Below are 19940 nucleotides of genomic sequence, written 5' to 3'. Positions count from 1 at the left end.
ACCTCCTAATAACTAATAAATTTATGCTTTTATTTTGTTCTCTTCTACTTTTTTATTATCTAACTCTTCATCTAAAGGTAGTATTAAATTTAATATTACTGCTATAGATCCTGAAACAACTATTCCAGATCCCCCAAATATAAGTCTTATACTCTCTGGGAAATTATTTAATGCTGCTGGAACATTTCCCAATCCATAACCTAGTCCTAAAGAAACTGAAAGTATTAAAGCGTTTCTTCCTTTTAATGGCTCCTTAGTTATAAGGTTAATTCCAGATATTGAGATCATAGCAAATACCATTACCAAACTTCCTCCAATTACACTTGGTGGAACTATTGAAAGTATCGCTCCTACTTTTGGAATAAAAGCTCCTAAGATTAAGAATGCTGCCCCTACCCCTACTACAAATCTACTCATAACTCCTGTCATTGTCACAAGTCCAGTATTTTGACTGAATGATGTAGTTGGCAATATTGAGAAACTAGCTGCTATACAACTTCCTATTCCATCAGCTAATATTCCTCCAGATAACTCTCTATCTGTCAACTCTCTATTAGCACCACCCATAGTAACTCCAGACATATCTCCTACTGTTTCAACAGCTGATACTATATACATCATTACCATTGCCAAACAAGCATCTAGGTGAAAAGTTAATCCATATGTAAATGGTCTTGGAACATTGAAATATCCAGCTGTAGCTATGCTTGATAAATCTACTTTTCCCATAAATATAGCCACTATAAATCCAACTACTGTACCTATAAACATAGATCCTGTACTTGTAATCCCCTTTGTGAACTGTTTAAAATAAATAACTGTAATTAAAACAATCATTCCTAAAGTTAAGTTTGAAAATGAACCAAAATCTGCTGCTCCTACTCCTCCAGCAAAATTTGATACACCAACTGGTAATAGTGATAATCCAATAGATAAAACAATAACTCCAGTTACAACTGGTGGGAAGTATCTTCTTATTTTCTTTATAATCAATCCTATGAATGCTTCAAAAATTCCACCTACTAAGGCAGCTCCTAATATAGCTTCATATCCATATTGTAATCCAATTGAAAGTGCAACAGGTACAAAAGCAAAACTTGTACCAACAACGATAGGTAATTTGGCTCCGATAGGTCCAACAGTATATGCTTGTATCATAGTATTCACTCCAGCTACAAACATTGTACATTGAATTAGAAAAGTTTTTGTTTCAGACGGTAATTTTAGAGCTCCAGCTACTATTATTAACGGCGTGATATTACTTACAAACATGGCTAATACATGTTGTAATCCTAATGGTATAGCTTCTTTTAATGATGGAACTCCATCTAAGTGATAAGGTGATCTATTTCTCACTTTTTCCTCCTAAAAATTTTATTCTCATCTATCTGAATATATCTAGAAGTGAAATAGCAAAAAACTGATATTTAAAAATACCACAAAAGAATTTTACAATTTCAACTCATAGCGGGTTATTCTAATGGCAACCCGTAGAGACTCCTGACCATATTACAGGGATATATGAGTTTTTATTTATTATCATTTACCTTTAATATAACACATATTTCACAATAATTCAACTACTTTTTTAGAACTATTTATTCAATATAAATATTTTTCCTATTTATATATAAATTTAAATCCAATTTATAAACAACTTGTTTGTTTAGATCTCTTTTAAAGCCTCTTCAAATTCCTCTCTACTTATTCCATATCTATTTAATTTTGAAAGGAATTGTTTTCCATTTGAGTACCCTATACCTAATTTTCCACCAACTTTCTCTCTTCTCTCACTAGAAGTTGCCCCTCCAATTAGTCCACACTCCATTAGATACTCCACAGTAAAATTCTCCTGTAACTCCTCAGCCACAGTACATCTTGCCTTCTCAAGAGCTTTAATAATAGCCTCTGGTGATGCATTTTCAACTCCTACATCTCCATCTTTTGTCCCTTCACTTCTTCTTATATAAGCATCTTTTGCCTCTGGAAAAAATTTATGTATATATTTTCTAATTTCATCTCCAGCATAATCTGGATCTGTTAATATTATTATTCCTCTATTTTTTTCAGCTACCTGTATTCTTTCAATAGTACCTTTTTTTCTCACAGCAAAACCATTTACTTGAATTATCTCAGCATCAACAGCTGCTTTTACAGCAGAGATATCATCTCTTCCCTCTACTACTATGATCTCTTTTATAATTTTTTTCATTTTAACTCCTTGTTAAAAGGGGCTGTAATTTGTAACAGCCCCTAACTCTATAATTTTATCTTCTCATTAAAATATACTAAAAAATTTTTTAAATCTCTTGCTACATACTCCCAAGTGTGAGTCTCATTTTTACAAAGATAACCTATAAAGTTATACTTATGTTTTTTCATTCTTCTAACAGTGTCTAGCCACTGCTGTAACATCAGATGTGTCTCTACATCCTTTTCTCCTACACTTAGATAAAAATATCTATCTCTATATTTTGATTCAGGTAATCTTTTAGTCAATGTATAAGGATCCTCTTTTAAAATCTTATACCCCCACGAACCAAAAACTCTTAGAAAATGTAGTTTATCTTCATTTGTAAAAAGTTGTTTGGGTATGTATAAGAAATTAAAAATTCTAATAACCCTTCTATTAACACTCATTCTCACTATGCTTGTAGCTCCTGAGAAACTTCCAATCACCTTAAATATATCCAGATTCTTAAGTCCCAATTTAAAGGCTCCATAACCTCCCATTGAAAATCCTGCTATTCCAAATTGAGATTTTGGAAACTCTTGCTTTAATTCACTTAACAATCCTTTTACTAGAGACTCCTCATATCTATTGTGTCTATCTCTATAGAAGTTTGTATACCAAGACATTCCATTACAACCAGAGTTTATAAGTACGATATTCAATTTATCTATCTTCCCCTGATCTAAAAGAGTAAGATAATTCTCTCTTATTCTTCCTCTCTCTAACCAATCATTTGAAGAATCTCTAAGTCCGTGAAGTAAAATTAAGCATGGAAGATCATCTCTTTTCTCATCTGAATTTTTTATCACTACATACTCTAACTCCTCAGTTATATGTTCATTTTTTAAGATTTTCCTCTCCATCACCAATCTTTTTTTCAGATCTTCTGGAGATATTCTGCTATAATCAAAATCTTGATTCTCTATATAGGTTACCTCTTCAAAGGACAATACTCTACGTATCTTCCTTGAAAGTTTAAATGCATAGGGGTAGGTTACTACATAAAATAGTAACCCCAATCCTGCTAAGATTATAAAAAATTTTATCATAAATTCCTCTTAATTAAAATTCTGCGTTATTTGGTGTTCTAGGGAAAGGAATTACGTCACGGATATTTGTCATTCCTGTAATGTACATTATTATTCTTTCAAATCCTAGTCCATATCCAGAGTGTGGGAAGCTTCCAAATCTTCTTAAGTCTAAATAGAACTCATAATCTTCTGGTCTCATTCCTAACTCTACTATTCTATTTTCTAATATCTCTAAACTATCCTCTCTTTGAGAACCACCAATTATCTCTCCAATTCCAGGAGCTAAAAGGTCCATAGCTCTAACTGTTTTCCCATCTGGATTAAGCTTCATATAGAAAGCTTTAATATCTTTTGGATAATCAGTTAAGAACACAGGTTTTTTGAAATACTCTTCAGCTAAGAATCTCTCATGCTCACTTTGTAAGTCAATTCCCCACTCAACTGGGTAATCAAACTTCTTACCTGATTTTAATAGTATATCTATAGCTTCTGTATATGTAAGTCTTCCAAACTCATTGTTTAATACGTTGTTTAACTTATCAAATAATCCTTTTTCTATGAAGTTGTTGAAAAATTCCATCTCTTCTGGACATTGTTCCATTACGAATCTAATAATATATTTTACCATTGATTCTGCTAATTCCATATTTGCTTCTAAGTCAGCAAAAGCAATCTCAGGCTCTATCATCCAGAACTCAGAAGCGTGTCTAGCTGTATTAGAGTTCTCTGCTCTAAATGTAGGTCCAAATGTATAGATATTTCTAAAAGCTGAACAGAAAGTCTCTCCACTTAATTGTCCACTTACTGTTAAGTTAGTCTCTTTACCAAAGAAATCTTTACTGTTATCTATGCTTCCATCCTCTTTTTTAGGTAGGTTATTCATATCTAGAGTTGTTACTCTGAACATCTCTCCTGCACCTTCACAATCAGATCCTGTTATGATTGGAGTATGTACATATACAAATCCGTTCTCTTGGAAAAACTTGTGTATTGCATAAGCAACTACAGATCTTACTCTGAATACTGCTGCAAAAGTATTTGTTCTTGGTCTTAAGTGTGCTTTTGTTCTTAAATACTCGAAAGTATGTCTTTTATTTTGTAAAGGATAATCTAAGTCAGCTTTTTGAAATACATTTATCTCTTCTGCTACTATTTCAAAAGCTTGTCCAGCACCTTGTGATTTTACTAATTTTCCTTTTACCTCTATTGTAGAGATTATTGATAGACGTGAAATCTCTTCAAAGTTTGCCAATCTTGTATCAAATACAACTTGAACTCCCTTAAAGAATGAACCATCATTGATTTCAATAAAACCAAAGTTCTTCTGATCTCTTATCTTTTTTACCCAACCTGTTACTACTACTTCTTTGTCCAGGTATTTTTCTGTTTCTCTAAATAGAGATTTTACTGTAACTTTTTCCATTGTATATGCCCCCATAAACTATATTATCTTAATTTTTCCTTTGTTTTCAACTTCTCCATCTACGATCTTTATATTGTCTAGATGACCTCTAACTTGAGCTTTGAACTGCTCTAAGTAAAGTTGTCTATATTTTTGTCTCTCTTCTTTTTCTGCTTCAGTCAACTCTCTTTCCTTAGCTATTTTAGAAAAATAATTGACTTTTGCAATGATATCTTTCATTTCCATATTACTTCTCCTATGTTTAAATATATAATACAGAATATTATATCACTTTTTGTATATATAAATCAACTTTTTTTACTAAGACTAGATATTTAGATATTTTTTTACATCTTTTTTATCGAATTTAAATACAGGCATACCACTTGAATACGGTGATAAATCATACTCATGGAATACAAATACAACATTATCTCCTTCAAAATACACTACGGCATTAGCTATATTAGCTTCACAGTTATCGAAGAACATCACTTCATCACCATTAGTGTTTAAAACCTTATCCTTATTTTTTATCATATCATTTATTTTCATATTAAAATAATCTTTAGCCTCTTCTGTAAATAGTTTATCAAAAGTTAAAATGCTATTGTCTTTTAAATTGATATTGTAGCTCTCAAATCCATTTGTAGAGTGTGCTCCACCTGTATATACACTTGATAATACTGTTACTGATAGAACACCAAAATTGTTTTTATACTCTTCAAAATTAACATAGGCATCTTGTATTTTTCCATCATTTTCACTAGTTGAAAGATTTTCTAGTATGTATCTCATTTCCTCCTTCATTGTAGCATTGAAATAAGTTATATCCTCACTCTTTTCATCTTCAATTTGTGGTATCTTTAATTCATATTTAGCAACTGCATTCTCCTCACTTTTGTAGTCCAATGAGTTAACTTTTAAATTGTTATCCACATTTTTTCCATTACAAGCCAATTGAAACATTAATATTAATCCTATTGATATTGATTTTAAAATCTTTGTTGTCATCTCTCTCACTCCTTTATTTTAATCCAACTATCTCATATTTCTTTAGCAAGAAAGCTGGATGATAAGACTCTTTTGCTTCTCTTAATCCTTCGTCACCAAAGTCATCTTCCCTATTAATATATTTACAATTAGAAAACTCATTCTGTGCAAATAGATGATTTATTAACTGATAGCTTCCTGTATACTCATTCAACCCCTTCTCAATATGAATCACTCCATAGTCATCATTTAGAATCTCTCCCAATGAATAAGCTATAACTTTATTCTCTATCTTTATCATAGCCCCTATGTAATCCATCTCAGTATAATGATTTAAAAGATTCATTATTCCAAGGTTTTCATTTTTTAGTATAGGAATAGTATCACACTCCCTTTCTAAACACCAATTTTTTTGAAACTCAATTACTTCATTAATATTATCTTCAGAGATTCTCTCATAAGTGTAATTGTATGTTTTAGTAAAATTGTTTATTTTGTTCTTCTTTTTAGTGTATTTTCTCCCTTTTAAGGTTCCTAAGTCTTTAGAGTTATAGATATAATCAAAACTCTCTCTTCTCTCTTCAAGAATAAAGTCTTTCTCTAAGATCTCTTTCCACTCTTCTGGAACAAGGATTATTCTATGCCCATCTTGGATAATCTCCCTTATTACCTCAACTAAAGCCTTCAAATTATCATCTGTCTTATCTTTAGGGACAGGCATATAATAATACTCCTCTTCTGCAAAAACTCCTTTAACTATCAAAACATTATTCTCTATCTTATATTTACTCTCTTCTCCTATGCTCCATAGGTATTGATTTGTAAAATTATAATCACTTATATTGAATTTTCCTTTTAGATACTCATCAATTATCTCTTTATCCTGAATACCATACTCTTTCCACTCCATTAATTTTCTCCTTAAAATACTCTAAAATCTATATTTTCCACTCTTTTTTAGTTTTTTTCCAATCTGAATACTTATTATTAGGGGTGGAAGTCCTATTAAGAAAACTGTTAATCCAAAGGCATATTTTGGTGCTATATTCACTCCATAAGATATTCCTTGAGCTATTGATCCTATTATATCCAACGGATTAGTATAGAATAACTTTCCAAATGGTGGTAAAACAAGCTCAATCCCATAAGTTATTCCAAAAAACACCCCTATAAACACTATTAATCTTAATAATCCCATAGCTATCTCTCCTTTTGCTTCACAACCTATTATACACCTTTTTCTATATTATACCTAAAAAAAGCTTAATTGCCTAATAGATTTTTTTATTAAATTACCAAATGATATTCCTAATAGTTTTATTGGCTTGTCCTCTATCTCCTCCAACAATAATTCTAAATTTTCAAAAAGTATTATTTTATCATCAGTTGGTCTTGATAAAGTCTTTGAGCGAGTTATTAAACTCCCATCACTATATTTTACTTTCAATATTATTGTTTTACTTATCAACTCTTTTTTTAATAATCTCTGATAGGAGTATTCAAATATATCATTTAACTCCTTTTGAATATTCCCATCTGAATCAAGAGGGTATCTGTAAGTATTTTCATTTCCAATGGAATGTATCTCTCTTTTATACTCAATTTCACTATAATCTATACCTCTGCAAGAGAGATATAAGAGTTCTCCTCTAGATTTCCCATACCTATTTACCAACTCTTGAAATGTGTAGGGCAGAAGATCCTCCACTTTATATATTTCATCTCTATTTAATAACTCTCTTAATTTTTTCCCTACCCCTTGAACTATCTTAATATCTTTTGGTCCAATATAAGTTGCAAACTCCATCTGTGAATTGAATATATATCTTCCCCCAGGTTTATTTATTCCACTTCCAATTTTAGCACTCAATTTATTTATTCCTATTCCCACAGAACAAGTTAGATTGGTATGATGCTTTATTCTCTCTTGAAATTTTTTAGCAAACTTATCCAAAGAATCATACTTTTTTGCTATATCTGTTATATCTACATAACCTTCATCTAAGGCTATAAACTCCACCTTTTCTGTAACTTTTAAAACTAATCTTTGAATTTGTTGTGAAATCTTTATATATTTATCTTTATCAACAGGTATCACTAGCAAATTAGGACAAAGCTTTTTAGCTTCAAAAACACTCATAGCAGAGTGTATGCCATATTTTCTAGCTTCATAACTAGCTGTTGTAACTACACCACCACCTACTACTAATGGGAGCCCTCTATATTTTGGATTATCTCTGATCTCTATTGAAGCATAAAAACAGTCCATGTCATAATGCATGATTATCTTATCCATTAATCACTCCTTATTTTTCAAAACCTCTTTAAAATCAAGGCTTTCTATTTTTTATGTATTATATTTATTATCTAAATTCTCTGTATTTTTTCTTTTTAGCTAGCAAGTAGCTAGCAAAAATTAAATTAAATTTATTGCCTTTTCTAACTCTTTAATATCTTTATGAGTATAAATATTTTCAGTAGTAGAAAATTTACTATGACCTATTAACCTAACAATTGAAGTTGGATTAGCATTAGCATTGCTTAACAAAGTTGCAAAGGTATGCCGTGTATCATGAATAGTATGTTCTAACCCCAGTTCTTTCATTAACTTAATAAACCTAGGTTTAAAAGTAGAGTAACTCAATTGAGTAGCAGTATTTCCTTTTTCTCTTTAATTTTATAAATATTTCCTGATCCGTTTTCATTTTTCATAATTTTCTCCTCTATAACTTTATTTTTTGTAAAAAAGAGAGGATTACTTATATAATACCCTCTTTTTACCAAATTAATCAAGATTAAATTTTCATTATATTTATTAATTTCTCTTTTCTTTGCTTGTCTGCTCATACCTAAAAATCTCCATTTTGAACATATCACAATTTTCATTTTTTACTTTTACAATATTTCTTTTATCAAATATCGAATTGTTACCTATTAAAATTAATGAGTAAATATTTGAATACCCATTATCAAACTTCAGAACTTTCTTTTTTAATTTCATTATTTTATTTTTATATTTTTCTAAATCATTTATGTTAAATTCCATTTTCTTCCTCCAATAAAAAATCCCTAGTAAATTAATACTGAAGATTACTATTTATTAAATTATTTGCAACTTGATATAGAACTATATAAACAAAAACCTCAGATTTTACTCTGAGGCTTAATAAAGCTATTCATAAATTTAATATGTAATTCCTAATTTTTCCTTTAAAGCAGTAGTTAGGACTGCAGAACAATTTATCTTCTTTTCTTTTACAATATCATTAAGCCATCTTGGGATTGTCACATTTTTTCTTTCCATTTCATTCTTATACTCATCTCTGTAAGGAGCCATATAAACTTCTACTAGTTGAGTAAAATCGCCATTGCTTAACTCATTAGTATTAGTATATGGAATAGTAGGTCTAGGTATCTTTTCATTTTCTTCTTCCAAGCAACTTAAATAAACTCCTAAACAATCTTTTGCCATAAATAAGGCATCTTCTAAATCTTCTCCTTGAGTATTAGCCATTGGTAAATCTGGAAATTCTATCCAATACCCACCTTCTTCTGCTACATGAAATATTGCAGGATAAATATATTTATCTTTCATAATTTCCCTCCTTTTGTTAAGAGAAACTAGAGCTATTTAGCCCTAGCTTCCTTAAGAATTTTATTGTATAACCCTTTACCAATATCTTTGTTATGTCTAGGAATGGGTAAGGCTTTCCCATTCTTAGTATAAATATAATGGCTACCTTTAGTTCTACAATATTCCCAACCATTTTCTTTTAATAGCTGGATGAGGTCTTTAAAGTTTGTTCCCATGGTATCACCTCATTTATATTATACACATTATTAGTGTGTACGTCAATGTTTTTTTCCTCAGTTTTATTCACTTGCTAATATTCAATAAGTTTCAATTAATCACTGTACTTTTTTCTTTTAATTTTAGTGCCTAAACATTTTCTGCTTTAATTTCAAGTTCATTAAATTTTCATTGTTTCACGAAAAAAGATTTTACTGATTTTACCAGCAATGATACTATTTTTAGGAACTCCATTGGCTATTAACTTAGTAGGATATGTTCCATAAACATAACTTATAAAGAATGGTATAATAATATATAAAGCAAAAATTTGAAAAAAATGATATAATACAATTAGATAATAACTCAAATAATAATAAAAAGCTGCATAAAAAAGCAGGGGAAATATATAGGTATAGAAAAATTCTTAACCATTTCTCTTGATGAGGTTATTATTTCAGAACTTGATGTTAGAAATAAAATAAGGTATCCTGTTCATCTTTAGCCTTTGTATATGCTTGAAATAAGAATGGTTATAAAACTTTTGATTTTAAAGGAAATCGTAAAGTATATTTATAAGTAATAAAGAATTTAAACAAATGTTGGGATTTATTAATACAGCTAAAAAAAAGCAGCTAAAAGGAGTTGAGGGATATGAAAAGTGATTTTTATAAAGAAAATAAAGATGATACTATTTGGTGGGTTAATGACTTAGATACCAAAGGAGAATTTTTATTTAGTTTTGATAAAAAGAAAATCTACAATTTATTTGCAGATTATCCTCACACTCTATCTAAAAAAGAGAAAGAAATATTTGATAGAGAAAATCCATACTGGGCTAAATTTTTTAAAGATAGAAGTAAATAAAAATTAAAGTTAATAATTAAACACTTAGAGAAATCTAGGTGCTTAATTATTTAACTTTTGATCTTAAACTTGTTTTACTTAATCATAATATTCCTGTAATAACAACTGAACTATACCCTGTCAAGTACTCGATTTAATTATCAGTATTTTTTCTTTTCCATTTATAGCCATATGGAATTATCAATCTAACACTTCCTTAATAGTATTACTAATAATTCTGATTAAAGGTTTCTTTGAATTTAAATCAATTAAACCTAAATCTGTTAAATTATCTAAATGACGTCTTAAAGTTTGAATACTTTTTATTCCTTCTACATATTTTAATAATTCCTTATCGGATAATGGATTTTCTTTAGCAAAAATATAGTTTTGAATATAGATAAATAATATATTACATTCAATCTCTGAGAGATTAAAAGAGGACTCAATACTTTTTATATACTTCTCTGCATAGTTAAGTTTTAATATCTTATCCTTAAGCATTTGTATAATACTTTCTTGACCATTAACAATGAAATTTAACATTCCTATTACAAAGAATGTTATCTCTCCATAATTTTTTACTTTTGAAGTATTTAAGAAAAGTTCAGCATATTTTTTTCTATCTCCAAATATTGAATAAGAAAGAGATAAACCTGTATAAATATCTATTTTTCTTGCTAAATACATAGAGAAAAGGAATCTTCCAAATCTTCCATTTCCATCATAGAATGGGTGTATATACTCAAAATAATAATGAACAATAGAAGCTTTTATCAAAGAAGGAATATCCTTTCTATTCATAAATTTAATTAAGTCACTAATATGCTCTACTATGGTGTTTTCTGAAGGATCTCCACTATGTATGTTACTAGTTCCATTTGAAACATTTATTCTTCCTTTTCTAAATAAAACTCCATCTAATTTATTTTCTGGATTTTTTAAAATATCTTCTGAAAATATATCATCATACATTTTTCTTATTTGTTCTGGAGAATCAATATTTTCAATATTATTTAATATAATTTGGGTATATTTATTAACAATACCAGAATAACGAGTGTTTTTCTTTTGTTCCATACTCTCATATATCTCTTTTTTGGTCGAATGTATCCCTTCGATTCCATTAGTTTTAGTAATTTCATTTGTCATAATATCATTGATACAAGCAAACTTTGCAGCATCTGGTAACTCTGAATCTAGTGCCATAATCTTTTTACTATTTAAAAATATTTTTTCTTGAAGAAAATTAATTTCATTTATAGGTAAACAGAATAAAGAATACTGTTCCTTTACCACTCTTTCTCCTCTTAATATAGGATAAATTTTTAATTCAGTATTATAAGTACAATAATTCTCAATTCTTTTTCTATATTCCTCAACTACATTTTCACCTTTAAAATGTAATTTTTCTAAACTTTCATATTGAATCATTTTACAAAAACCTCCTATATTACATTTATTACTATATTATACTATATTTTAAAATATAAAAAAAGTTGATTTTTTATTATTTTATTAAAAAGTTATCAAAAATAATACAAAACAATATATTTTTATTAATTTATATCTATTGATATTAATTTTTTAAGGATATAAAAATAGAAGCTTTTATCTATTCTTCACATTCTTCATCTTTCAACCATATAATTACCAATTATTTTTGATATTATTTCTACAATATTTTTATATTTTAACTCTTACTTTTTAGTAATTCTGTATTAATTGTAATTACTTCTATTATTTAAAGAAATTATAGGAATTGTGACTTTATTTAAAATAAAAACAATTCCTTTCTTTAAGTAAAAAACATTTAAACAACTTATTGTGAGGTAATATTATTATGAAAAAAATTATTTTTTTAACATGCTCAATCTCTTTAATTAGTTTTGGTGCTATTCAAGGGGTTGTAACAAGTGGTGAAACAAAAAATAGTGTCACTGTACCTGTTGAAGCTACTGTTGAAATTATCCCAGAAGATATCTCTTTCAAAATTGTAAATTCTGAAGGAAATGATATTGATAAAATAACTTTAAACCATGGAAAAATCAAGAATGGAACAGAGATCTCTAGACTTACTCCAGTTACTGAAAAGTTTAAAATTATTCAAACAACACCGGGAAATTATAGTACAGGTGAAATTTCAATAAGCTTTGATGGAAAAAGTGGAACTAGTGAAATTATTCCCTTTGTAGATACCACAAATCTACAAACAACTATTAGCACTTCTGTCAACAAAAATTCCATTGGTAAAGATGTTGAGGCTGAATTTTCTGTTACTTCAACCCTTTCTAACAAAGATAATAGTCAATATATTTATGAAAACTTAAAGACTTACACTACTACTCCTCAAAATTTAGTAGTTACATACACAAAAAATTCAAAATATTAGGCAATTAGGAAGAGAACCATCTCTTCCTATTTTAAAATAGGAGATCTTATGACAAAATTAATAACACTCTTTCTTCTCTCCTTACAGATAACATATGCCTATATTAATATCTACCCTCTCTCCTTTGATAAAAAAATTGATGATGAGGGGAGTTATCAAGAATACTCACTATTTAATCAAACAGATAAACCAATATTTTATCGTGTTTATGTTGAAAAGCCTTCTAACAGTAAAGATAGAGATATGTCAAAATGGATAAACTATTTTCCACACTCTCTAACTTTAAAACCTGGAGAAGAGGGAATAATAAAGATCAATATAGCTAGTTATGAACCACTTCCTGAAGGTGAGTATTCTGCAATTTTAGGTATTAGAGAGATTCCTGTATATGAAGAAGAGATTAAAAAGGAAAAAAGTTCTATTGCTGTATATACAGATTTCAAACTTGTATTAAATGGATATGCTGGCAACATATTCCCAAAATTAGAGATAAAAAATATAGGTATTGAAGAGAACAGTGATAGAGTTACATTAAAAGGAACAATTACCAATATAGGTAAAAGGCAGGGAAGATACAAGATTTATTTAGATGAATATTTCTTAGGAAATCTACGTTTAAATAAAGGGGATTCCCTTGAATTTAAGGAAAATGAATTTTACTATTTAAAAGATAAAAATTATAAAAGACCTAAAAAACTGGTGATTAAAGATTTTGATAGTGATGAAGAGATCAAAATCTTTAAATTAAGATAGGAGAAGACTTCAATGAAGAAAAAACTTATTTTTTTTCTCTCTTCTCTTATTTTAGTAAGTACCACTATTTTGGGAGAAGATAGATTAATACTTGAAAAACTAGAACAATTAAAAGCTAAAAATTATATAACTAATGAAGATTATGCTTTTTTAAAAGCAGAATTAGAGGGTAGATTAAAAGAAGATTATTCATACTCTCTTTTTATTGATAGAAAACTAATAACAAACAACTTAAAAATATTAACTAGAAATAATAAAAATTATATATCCTTAGATGATTACTTTAAATTAATACATTTTAATAACTATCAATTTAAAAATAGTGTATTAACGATGTATTTAGAAGATTCTTTAAATAAAGTGGAGATTGATTTTGAAAATTTCACGGTTATACAAGATAATAGAACAGCAGAATTTAAACAATCTGATTTTTATATAGAGGAGAATAGATATTATATTAGTATCAATCTATTTAAAAACATTTTCACTTCAACTTTTCACATTGATAACAATAAGCAACAGTTATCTCTAACTTCTAAATACAACCTTCCTGATAAAATTAGCAATAGACTAAAAGAAACTAAATCCCTATTAGAAAAGAAAAAAAACATTGATGAAATATACTATACAAATAAACATCAGCTTATCAATTTAGGTTATTTACAAGTTGATTTTAATCGATATTTTTCTAGATTTTCCAAGAAAAAAAATAGTGATTGGAATGGTAAACTGATATATCAAAGCGATCTACTCTATGGAACTTTTACTGGAAATTATGATTTAAAAAACAGAAAATTGGATCTTTTAAAACTACGTTATGATAACTTACCCTACTATCACTACTTAGAGTTTAAGGGAGAAAAGAGCTTCAATGGTAGTTGGATTAACTCTATCTCAATTGATAAAAACCTTGGCTATTATGACAATGGAAAAAACTTTATTATCAAAGAGAATGTACCAATTGGAAGTCGTGTAGAACTGATCTATCTAGGAACCACTATTGATATTCAAGATGCTGTTAATGGAGTAGTTGTTTTTGATAATAAGGAACTTAGAGATAATAGAGAGTACACTCTTAGAATACACAACCCCAACGGAACAATAGAGATTAAAACTATTGAAACAGCTGATAATTTTAATCAACAGAATAGAGGTGAATTTCAATATCAACTAGATATTTCTCAGTTGGAAGATTCATATGATAGAAAAAGAAGTGAATTTAACTCCAAGATATTTTATGGTATTACTGACTTTTTAACAATTGGTGGTAGCTACTCTAAATCTCCAAAATTATTGGTTAATAAAGATAATAACAGAGATTTAAAGTATTTAGAGTTTGGTGGTATGGAGCTTATATATACAAATACTCTTGATTTTATTACCTATACTATTGATCTAAACAGTGAAAAAATATTGAATAAAAATATCTATAGGAAGAGTAACAGTTTTTTTGGAAAAACACAGATCAAAATTTCAGATTTAACTTTTGAGTATGAAAAAGCTAATTATAGTGAATACTATTCTGATAAAAATTTAGATACTCTGTCATTAAACTACCAACCTTTCTCCTTTCTAACACTAAATCAATCCTATGAATGGAGAGAGAGTTGGAAGGGCGAAAGATATAGTGAATATAATTGGGATATGGAGATTTCTAAATCTTTTGGAAGGGTTTTAACTACATTTGAATATGAGAGAGCTGACAATAGAGATGATATTTACTCGGCCAATCTCTATTACTACCTACCTAATAATTATGGAATCAGATGGAATAGCTCCATAACAGAAAGAGAAAGAGATCTAAAAAGTAAAATAGCCCTGTACAACATCAGAGGAAACAGTGGAGTAAACTACTCTATTGAATTTTCCTATGACAAAAAGGAGAGAGAAAAACTAACCTTTAAGTTCAATATAGAGCTTGACAATCTATTTAAAATTGATGTGAATACAAAAGATAATGGAAATTACGATATTTCTCTTGGATTCAATAGAATTATGGATCTCAAGGATATTAGAAAACCGATTGATAATATGGATAGTTCTCGAGCTAAAGTGAGAAGCTTTTTAGATTTAAATGGAAATAATAGATATGATATTGGGGAGAGCTTTGTAGGGAATGTTCAAATTGAAATTAATGGAGAAAAGAAGATAACAAACTCTAAAAAACCCATATATTTTTACAATATTCCCAATGATATACTCTATGAACTTAAACCAATTATTAGATTTCCTGGCTATGATCTATATAATACAAAACTCTATCTTAAGGGAACAGGTAGTGGGGATATTCTTGTAGATATTCCAATTAAACCTTTTTTCAGTGTCTCTGGACAGTTACAACTTGATGAAAAAATACTTTCAGAAATAGTAATTACTCTAAAAGATAGTAAAGGAAATTTGATTACTAACACACTTCCTGATTATTTAGGTTACTATGATATCAGTCAACTTCCTCAAGGTGAATACACTCTTGAGATCAGATCATTTAAAAATACAAATATAACTCCTTTAATAAAAAAAATAAGAGTTAAATACAAAAAAGGAAATGGAAATACAATTATATTAAATGCAACTATTGATAAAAATAAAATAGTAGAAAGGAGTTAGAAAAGATGTTAAAAAAAATTATCTCTCTATGTTTTATCTCCTCTGCTCTTCTTTGGGCTGAAACCACAGTAACTACTGTAGATACAGAAAACAAAGAGAGTACAAAAGTTGTAAAAAAAGAGAGAAAGTTAATAAAAAGTGATTCAATCAGAGTTGATGCTAAGGCTAAAGTGTTTGTTCCACTAGAAGTTATCTCAGATATAGAGGTAAAAACCTTAGTTGTAGATGATGAGGAGATTACTCTTCCGTTTGAAATGGAATTAAACAAAAAACCTGATACTTTTTATAAATACAGATTTAATCTCAGTAATAAAGAGATTGATATAGATAGTGATGGAAAAATTGACACTGTAATCTATGTTAATAAAAATATTGATAGTAAAATTATTCGAGATAACTATGTTAAAATTTCTGGAAAAAATATTAGTAAGGAGGGAACTCATAGAAAAAGAGTATATATAACTGTGGAGGTAGATAGTAGATGAAAAAGTTAATTACACTTTTGCTTTTAATTTTTAATAGAATCTCTTATTCTGAAATTAAAATAAAGGTTAAACCTTTAGAATTTCACGAAATCAGAGCACAAAATAGTGGACTATATAGTGCTACTGCTAGAGGAATAATCATAATAACTACAGATAATCTAGATGAGGATATTGGAAAACTTATTAAATTTAAAACTCCTGAACAATTGGTTTTAAGTAATGGAAAAAACTTTATTAAAAGTGAAAATATTAATTTTGAAAATAAAAAAGATGAGATCATAATAGAGAAGGAGAATGAAAAGCTCATATACTTTGTTATTTTAGATAAGAAAGAGTTTTCTCAAGGAAAAAATCAAAATGAGATAGAGGGAGATTATCTGGGAACTCTTCCTCTTAACTACTCTATTTATGGTAAGGAGGAGGAGATTTGAAAAAAATAATTACCACTCTCATCTCTTTTCTCCTATTTACAAATACAATTTTGGGAACAGCTGGGATAATGGCTTATGAAAAAGGACGTACTGCTCAATTGAATATAGAGGTTACAAAAATTAAAAGCAACAATTATTTGGATTTAATAGTCGATCGTAACAATAAAAAATTCTATGCTGAACTGACATCAGATATGGATCTATTTTCAAACAGGGTATATATAACTGATAGCATAAAGGGTATAAGATCCTTTACAGATATTGTTGGAATGTTCCCAAATAAAGTTATCTCTCTTAACAATAAAAAGTATTTAGAAGTTGATTACTCTTTTACCTCTACTCCTAAACAACTATATTTTTGGTTGATCCAAGGAGATAGGATAAAAAAAGTTTACACTGGAAGAATAGTAGATGAATATGTTGATCTTTCAAGAGCAGACGGACATATTATAATTGAAAGTGTCAACGACACAAAAGATACACTTTACAAGCTTGATAGATATGGAGTAGTTCTCAAAATAGCTAAAATATCTCATAGAAAAGAGAGCAATCAAAATATTGTTTTAGATATTAGGAATATCAAGTACTTTTTAGAAGGGAAGGAGTTTAAAGAAAAAATTCCAATCTCTCTCTATTTTGAAAATAATAAGCAATTAACCAATCTAAATAATATACATAACTCTGACACTCTCTATGGAAAAATTGATTCCAATATCAATATACCACTTGAATCTAAAGAGTATGTATTAAAATCTGAAGAGAGCAATCTGTCTAGTTATCCTATTGAGGTAAAGTTTTCAACAAGACCTAGATTGATGAAAAGAGGCACGAATATTGATACTCCTCCTGCTAATTTTTATTCATTTAAACCCTATAGTCTTCTCTGGGAACACAATGGAGTTATCAAAGTTTATGCAAAAACACTTAATAATGATATTTTTTATATAAAGAAAATATTGTGGTGGGGGTATATTGAAAACCACCTTCCCTCTTCTGAAGTTATTCAAGAAGATTCATTTTTTGGAGCTAGGATATTTGATACTAAATCTAAGCAGATATTCTTTTATAGAGGAAATAAACAGGTAAAAAAAGGTCCTAAAGTAAAAGAATATATGGATTTAAATCTGAGTTTAGGAAAAGACTCTATCTCCTACTCTATTGCTAATAACATAATCACTTGTAAAATAAATAGAGAGGAGTTTAAAAAAGTGGGAATAGACAAGATTAAAACTGAGTTCTATGGTGGCTTTCTCCTTCCCAATACTGTTTTGGAAATTCTTTTTACTGAAGATCCAAAACCTGACCTCCTTGTTAATACCCTTCAAAATTTTGAATTTGGTAAAGTTAAAAATGGTTCTATTGGTGAGAAAAAAACAGCTGAAATAGCTACTGAATACAATAAAAATTATGATTGTTTAGTCGAAACTGAAAAAAGTATGACTTTAAAATATATTGGAAAAAAGAACAGACTTGATCCTACAAAATTTGTTACTGCTCAGGTTAACTCAATCATACCTAAAGAGCCAATAAGTGTTGATGAACGATTTAACAAAAGAAAATTTCTAATCACAGCCCAAATTGTTGATTACACAAAAACTATCCCAGGATACTACCAAGGGAGATTAAATGTAAAGGTTACTCTTGTTCCAAAAAATAAGAGTGGAAAATTTTAAAAAGGAGCTAACTATGAAAAAAATTACAACACTTATTTTTACCTTCATAATCACTTTAAATCTATTTGCCTTTGAAATTACCCCAGATTATTTTGGACAACGTCTGGATAATGGAGGTGCTTTTCAAGAATATACCATAAGTAATAAGACAAACCATACTGTTCGTTACCGATTTAGTGCTCTTCCTAGTAAAATAAAGGAGAAGAGTATGGATAAGTGGGTGGTATTTCAGCCTAGATATATGACTATAAAACCTGGAGAGAGCAGGTGCTTGAAGATTTTTGCTAACTCTCCTTTGAATGCTCAAGTAGGAGAGTATGCCTTCTATACTTACATAGAGAGTATTACCATTCCAGATTTTGTCTTTGATAAAGAAAAAACTGCCCTTGTAGCAGGCACTCAATTTGGAGTAAATATAGCTATACAGATGTTTGCTTGGGTTGGTGATCTTCCCCCAAAAGTTGATCTCTACAACTATAAAGTCTATAAAAAAAATGGTAGACTTCATATAAAAGGAACATTAAAAAATCTTACTAAAAAGAGATTTGTTCAATATAGAGTTACAGCCTATGGTAAAAATAGTTCTCAAGTTATTGACGGTGGATTTATCTTTATTGATCAGAGCAAAAATTTTGATACTCTTTTAAGTGATAATTTTTCTAGTATAACTGATCTTGATAAAATTGAGGTTATTGAATTCCCTAGTCAAAACATTCTAAAAATAGTTAAATTTTAAACTAAAAAGGAAAAAAATTACTCTGAAGTAACTTTTTTCCTTTTTTATCAACTCTTTTTTATTTTACAAAATTTATTATAAGGGAAGTGAGTAGTAACATAAACGCCCCACCTATTCTTGAAGAGATCTGAGCAAATGGCATAAGTACCATTCTATTTGCTGCTGATAAAACAGCCACATCTCCTGTTCCACCCATATTTGCCATACAAAGTCCTGCAGTTATAGACCCTTCTATCACATAGAAACCTATAAAATGTCCAACTATTGCTGTACCTATAATAGCCCCTACAACAGTTGTTGTAACTAAAACTATATAAGTTAAGCTAAATGATGCTAGAACTTGCTCTATACTTGTATAAGCCACTCCTATTCCAACTAATAGTGGAATTGTAAAGTTCTTAGCCACAAAGTTAAACCATTTTGCACAACACCCCTCATAATATGGATCTATTGCTCCAAACAATTTACATATAACAACTGATATTATCATCTGTTTGGTGTATAATAGAATTCCAAGAAGTTGCAGCATAAAATTTCAATAAAAAATCCATTGTAAATTTACCCTAAA

Annotated in this window: 22 protein-coding genes, 1 pseudogene and 1 riboswitch; of the genes and pseudogenes, 8 read left to right on the top strand and 15 right to left on the bottom strand. The window is 28.8% G+C overall.

All coding sequences use genetic code 11. The features are described from left to right. Positions 1 to 21 precede the first annotated feature (21 nt). The 13 genes from ABNK64_RS05505 to ABNK64_RS05445 all read right to left on the bottom strand — a co-directional run bounded on the left by ABNK64_RS05505 (position 22) and on the right by ABNK64_RS05445 (position 9469). Positions 22 to 1356 (bottom strand): uracil-xanthine permease family protein, encoded by a 1335-nt coding sequence (locus ABNK64_RS05505; protein WP_349763749.1) that lies wholly within the window; start codon positions 1354 to 1356, stop codon positions 22 to 24. 89 nt (positions 1357 to 1445) lie between these two features. After that, a riboswitch (purine riboswitch) is annotated at positions 1446 to 1545 on the bottom strand. A gap of 121 nt (positions 1546 to 1666) precedes the next feature. Beyond that, positions 1667 to 2212, bottom strand: a complete 546-nt coding sequence (gene rnmV, locus ABNK64_RS05500) for a ribonuclease M5 (RefSeq protein ID WP_291255360.1) — start codon at positions 2210 to 2212, stop codon at positions 1667 to 1669. Positions 2213 to 2259: 47 nt separating this feature from the next. Further along, on the bottom strand, positions 2260 to 3282 hold the full coding sequence (locus tag ABNK64_RS05495; protein ID WP_349763748.1) for an alpha/beta hydrolase: 1023 nt from the start codon (positions 3280 to 3282) through the stop codon (positions 2260 to 2262). A 13-nt stretch (positions 3283 to 3295) separates the two neighbouring features. Then, the gene (gene asnS / locus ABNK64_RS05490) at positions 3296 to 4687 is read right to left on the bottom strand and encodes an asparagine--tRNA ligase (protein WP_291255362.1); all 1392 of its coding nucleotides are present in this window, start codon (positions 4685 to 4687) and stop codon (positions 3296 to 3298) included. Positions 4688 to 4705: 18 nt separating this feature from the next. Continuing rightward, the gene (locus tag ABNK64_RS05485) at positions 4706 to 4912 is read right to left on the bottom strand and encodes a DUF896 domain-containing protein (RefSeq protein ID WP_291255363.1); all 207 of its coding nucleotides are present in this window, start codon (positions 4910 to 4912) and stop codon (positions 4706 to 4708) included. Positions 4913 to 4993: 81 nt separating this feature from the next. Beyond that, a complete protein-coding gene (locus tag ABNK64_RS05480; RefSeq protein WP_291255364.1) occupies positions 4994 to 5680 on the bottom strand; it encodes a PdaC/SigV domain-containing protein in 687 nt (228 codons plus the stop codon). A gap of 13 nt (positions 5681 to 5693) precedes the next feature. Then, positions 5694 to 6569 carry a DUF2156 domain-containing protein gene (locus ABNK64_RS05475; protein WP_349763747.1) on the bottom strand — a complete coding sequence of 292 codons (876 nt, stop codon included), beginning with the start codon at positions 6567 to 6569 and terminating at the stop codon, positions 5694 to 5696. Between the two features lie 21 nt (positions 6570 to 6590). After that, positions 6591 to 6857, bottom strand: a complete 267-nt coding sequence (locus tag ABNK64_RS05470) for a hypothetical protein (RefSeq protein ID WP_349763746.1) — start codon at positions 6855 to 6857, stop codon at positions 6591 to 6593. A 54-nt stretch (positions 6858 to 6911) separates the two neighbouring features. Next, positions 6912 to 7955, bottom strand: coding sequence for a DNA polymerase IV (dinB, locus tag ABNK64_RS05465; RefSeq protein WP_349763745.1), 1044 nt, complete (start codon positions 7953 to 7955; stop codon positions 6912 to 6914). A gap of 120 nt (positions 7956 to 8075) precedes the next feature. Continuing rightward, on the bottom strand, positions 8076 to 8303 hold the full coding sequence (locus tag ABNK64_RS05460) for a tyrosine-type recombinase/integrase (protein WP_349763744.1): 228 nt from the start codon (positions 8301 to 8303) through the stop codon (positions 8076 to 8078). A gap of 171 nt (positions 8304 to 8474) precedes the next feature. Then, positions 8475 to 8705: a hypothetical protein gene (locus ABNK64_RS05455; RefSeq protein ID WP_349763743.1), complete on the bottom strand. Its 231-nt coding sequence runs from the start codon at positions 8703 to 8705 to the stop codon at positions 8475 to 8477. Positions 8706 to 8843: 138 nt separating this feature from the next. Continuing rightward, on the bottom strand, positions 8844 to 9254 hold the full coding sequence (locus ABNK64_RS05450) for a type II toxin-antitoxin system HicB family antitoxin (RefSeq protein ID WP_349763742.1): 411 nt from the start codon (positions 9252 to 9254) through the stop codon (positions 8844 to 8846). Between the two features lie 32 nt (positions 9255 to 9286). Beyond that, positions 9287 to 9469 carry a type II toxin-antitoxin system HicA family toxin gene (locus ABNK64_RS05445; protein ID WP_349763741.1) on the bottom strand — a complete coding sequence of 61 codons (183 nt, stop codon included), beginning with the start codon at positions 9467 to 9469 and terminating at the stop codon, positions 9287 to 9289. A gap of 634 nt (positions 9470 to 10103) precedes the next feature. Here ABNK64_RS05445 and ABNK64_RS05440 point away from each other — a divergent pair. Further along, on the top strand, positions 10104 to 10316 hold the full coding sequence (locus tag ABNK64_RS05440) for a DUF7675 family protein (RefSeq protein ID WP_349763740.1): 213 nt from the start codon (positions 10104 to 10106) through the stop codon (positions 10314 to 10316). A gap of 180 nt (positions 10317 to 10496) precedes the next feature. Here the strand turns inward: ABNK64_RS05440 and ABNK64_RS05435 are convergent, their stop codons facing one another. Continuing rightward, positions 10497 to 11729 (bottom strand): Fic family protein, encoded by a 1233-nt coding sequence (locus ABNK64_RS05435; RefSeq protein ID WP_349763739.1) that lies wholly within the window; start codon positions 11727 to 11729, stop codon positions 10497 to 10499. 409 nt (positions 11730 to 12138) lie between these two features. Here ABNK64_RS05435 and ABNK64_RS05430 point away from each other — a divergent pair, with 409 nt between their 5' ends. The 7 genes from ABNK64_RS05430 to ABNK64_RS05400 are packed head-to-tail and all read left to right on the top strand — an operon-like array spanning position 12139 to position 19372. Further along, positions 12139 to 12687, top strand: coding sequence for a hypothetical protein (locus ABNK64_RS05430; protein WP_349763738.1), 549 nt, complete (start codon positions 12139 to 12141; stop codon positions 12685 to 12687). Between the two features lie 48 nt (positions 12688 to 12735). Then, complete coding sequence (locus ABNK64_RS05425; protein ID WP_300390280.1) at positions 12736 to 13440, top strand: fimbrial biogenesis chaperone; 705 nt, start codon at positions 12736 to 12738, stop codon at positions 13438 to 13440. Positions 13441 to 13452: 12 nt separating this feature from the next. Continuing rightward, positions 13453 to 16047: a hypothetical protein gene (locus ABNK64_RS05420; RefSeq protein ID WP_349763737.1), complete on the top strand. Its 2595-nt coding sequence runs from the start codon at positions 13453 to 13455 to the stop codon at positions 16045 to 16047. 5 nt (positions 16048 to 16052) lie between these two features. Beyond that, positions 16053 to 16532: a hypothetical protein gene (locus tag ABNK64_RS05415; RefSeq protein ID WP_349763736.1), complete on the top strand. Its 480-nt coding sequence runs from the start codon at positions 16053 to 16055 to the stop codon at positions 16530 to 16532. After that, positions 16529 to 16963, top strand: coding sequence for a hypothetical protein (locus ABNK64_RS05410; RefSeq protein WP_349763735.1), 435 nt, complete (start codon positions 16529 to 16531; stop codon positions 16961 to 16963). The genes ABNK64_RS05415 and ABNK64_RS05410 overlap by 4 nt, the downstream gene beginning before the upstream one ends. Continuing rightward, complete coding sequence (locus ABNK64_RS05405) at positions 16960 to 18636, top strand: hypothetical protein (protein ID WP_349763734.1); 1677 nt, start codon at positions 16960 to 16962, stop codon at positions 18634 to 18636. Before ABNK64_RS05410 ends, ABNK64_RS05405 begins: the two co-directional genes overlap by 4 nt. 13 nt (positions 18637 to 18649) lie before the next feature. Continuing rightward, the gene (locus ABNK64_RS05400; protein ID WP_300340841.1) at positions 18650 to 19372 is read left to right on the top strand and encodes a COG1470 family protein; all 723 of its coding nucleotides are present in this window, start codon (positions 18650 to 18652) and stop codon (positions 19370 to 19372) included. Between the two features lie 58 nt (positions 19373 to 19430). Here ABNK64_RS05400 and ABNK64_RS05395 read toward each other — a convergent pair. Further along, positions 19431 to 19862, bottom strand: a pseudogene (locus ABNK64_RS05395) (2-hydroxycarboxylate transporter family protein); the annotation flags it as partial. Positions 19863 to 19940 lie beyond the last annotated feature (78 nt).

Origin of the sequence: Fusobacterium sp. SYSU M8D902 (genome assembly GCF_040199715.1) — a bacterium.
Classification (GTDB): domain Bacteria; phylum Fusobacteriota; class Fusobacteriia; order Fusobacteriales; family Fusobacteriaceae; genus Fusobacterium_A.
This window is presented reverse-complemented; position numbering and strand designations above follow the sequence as displayed.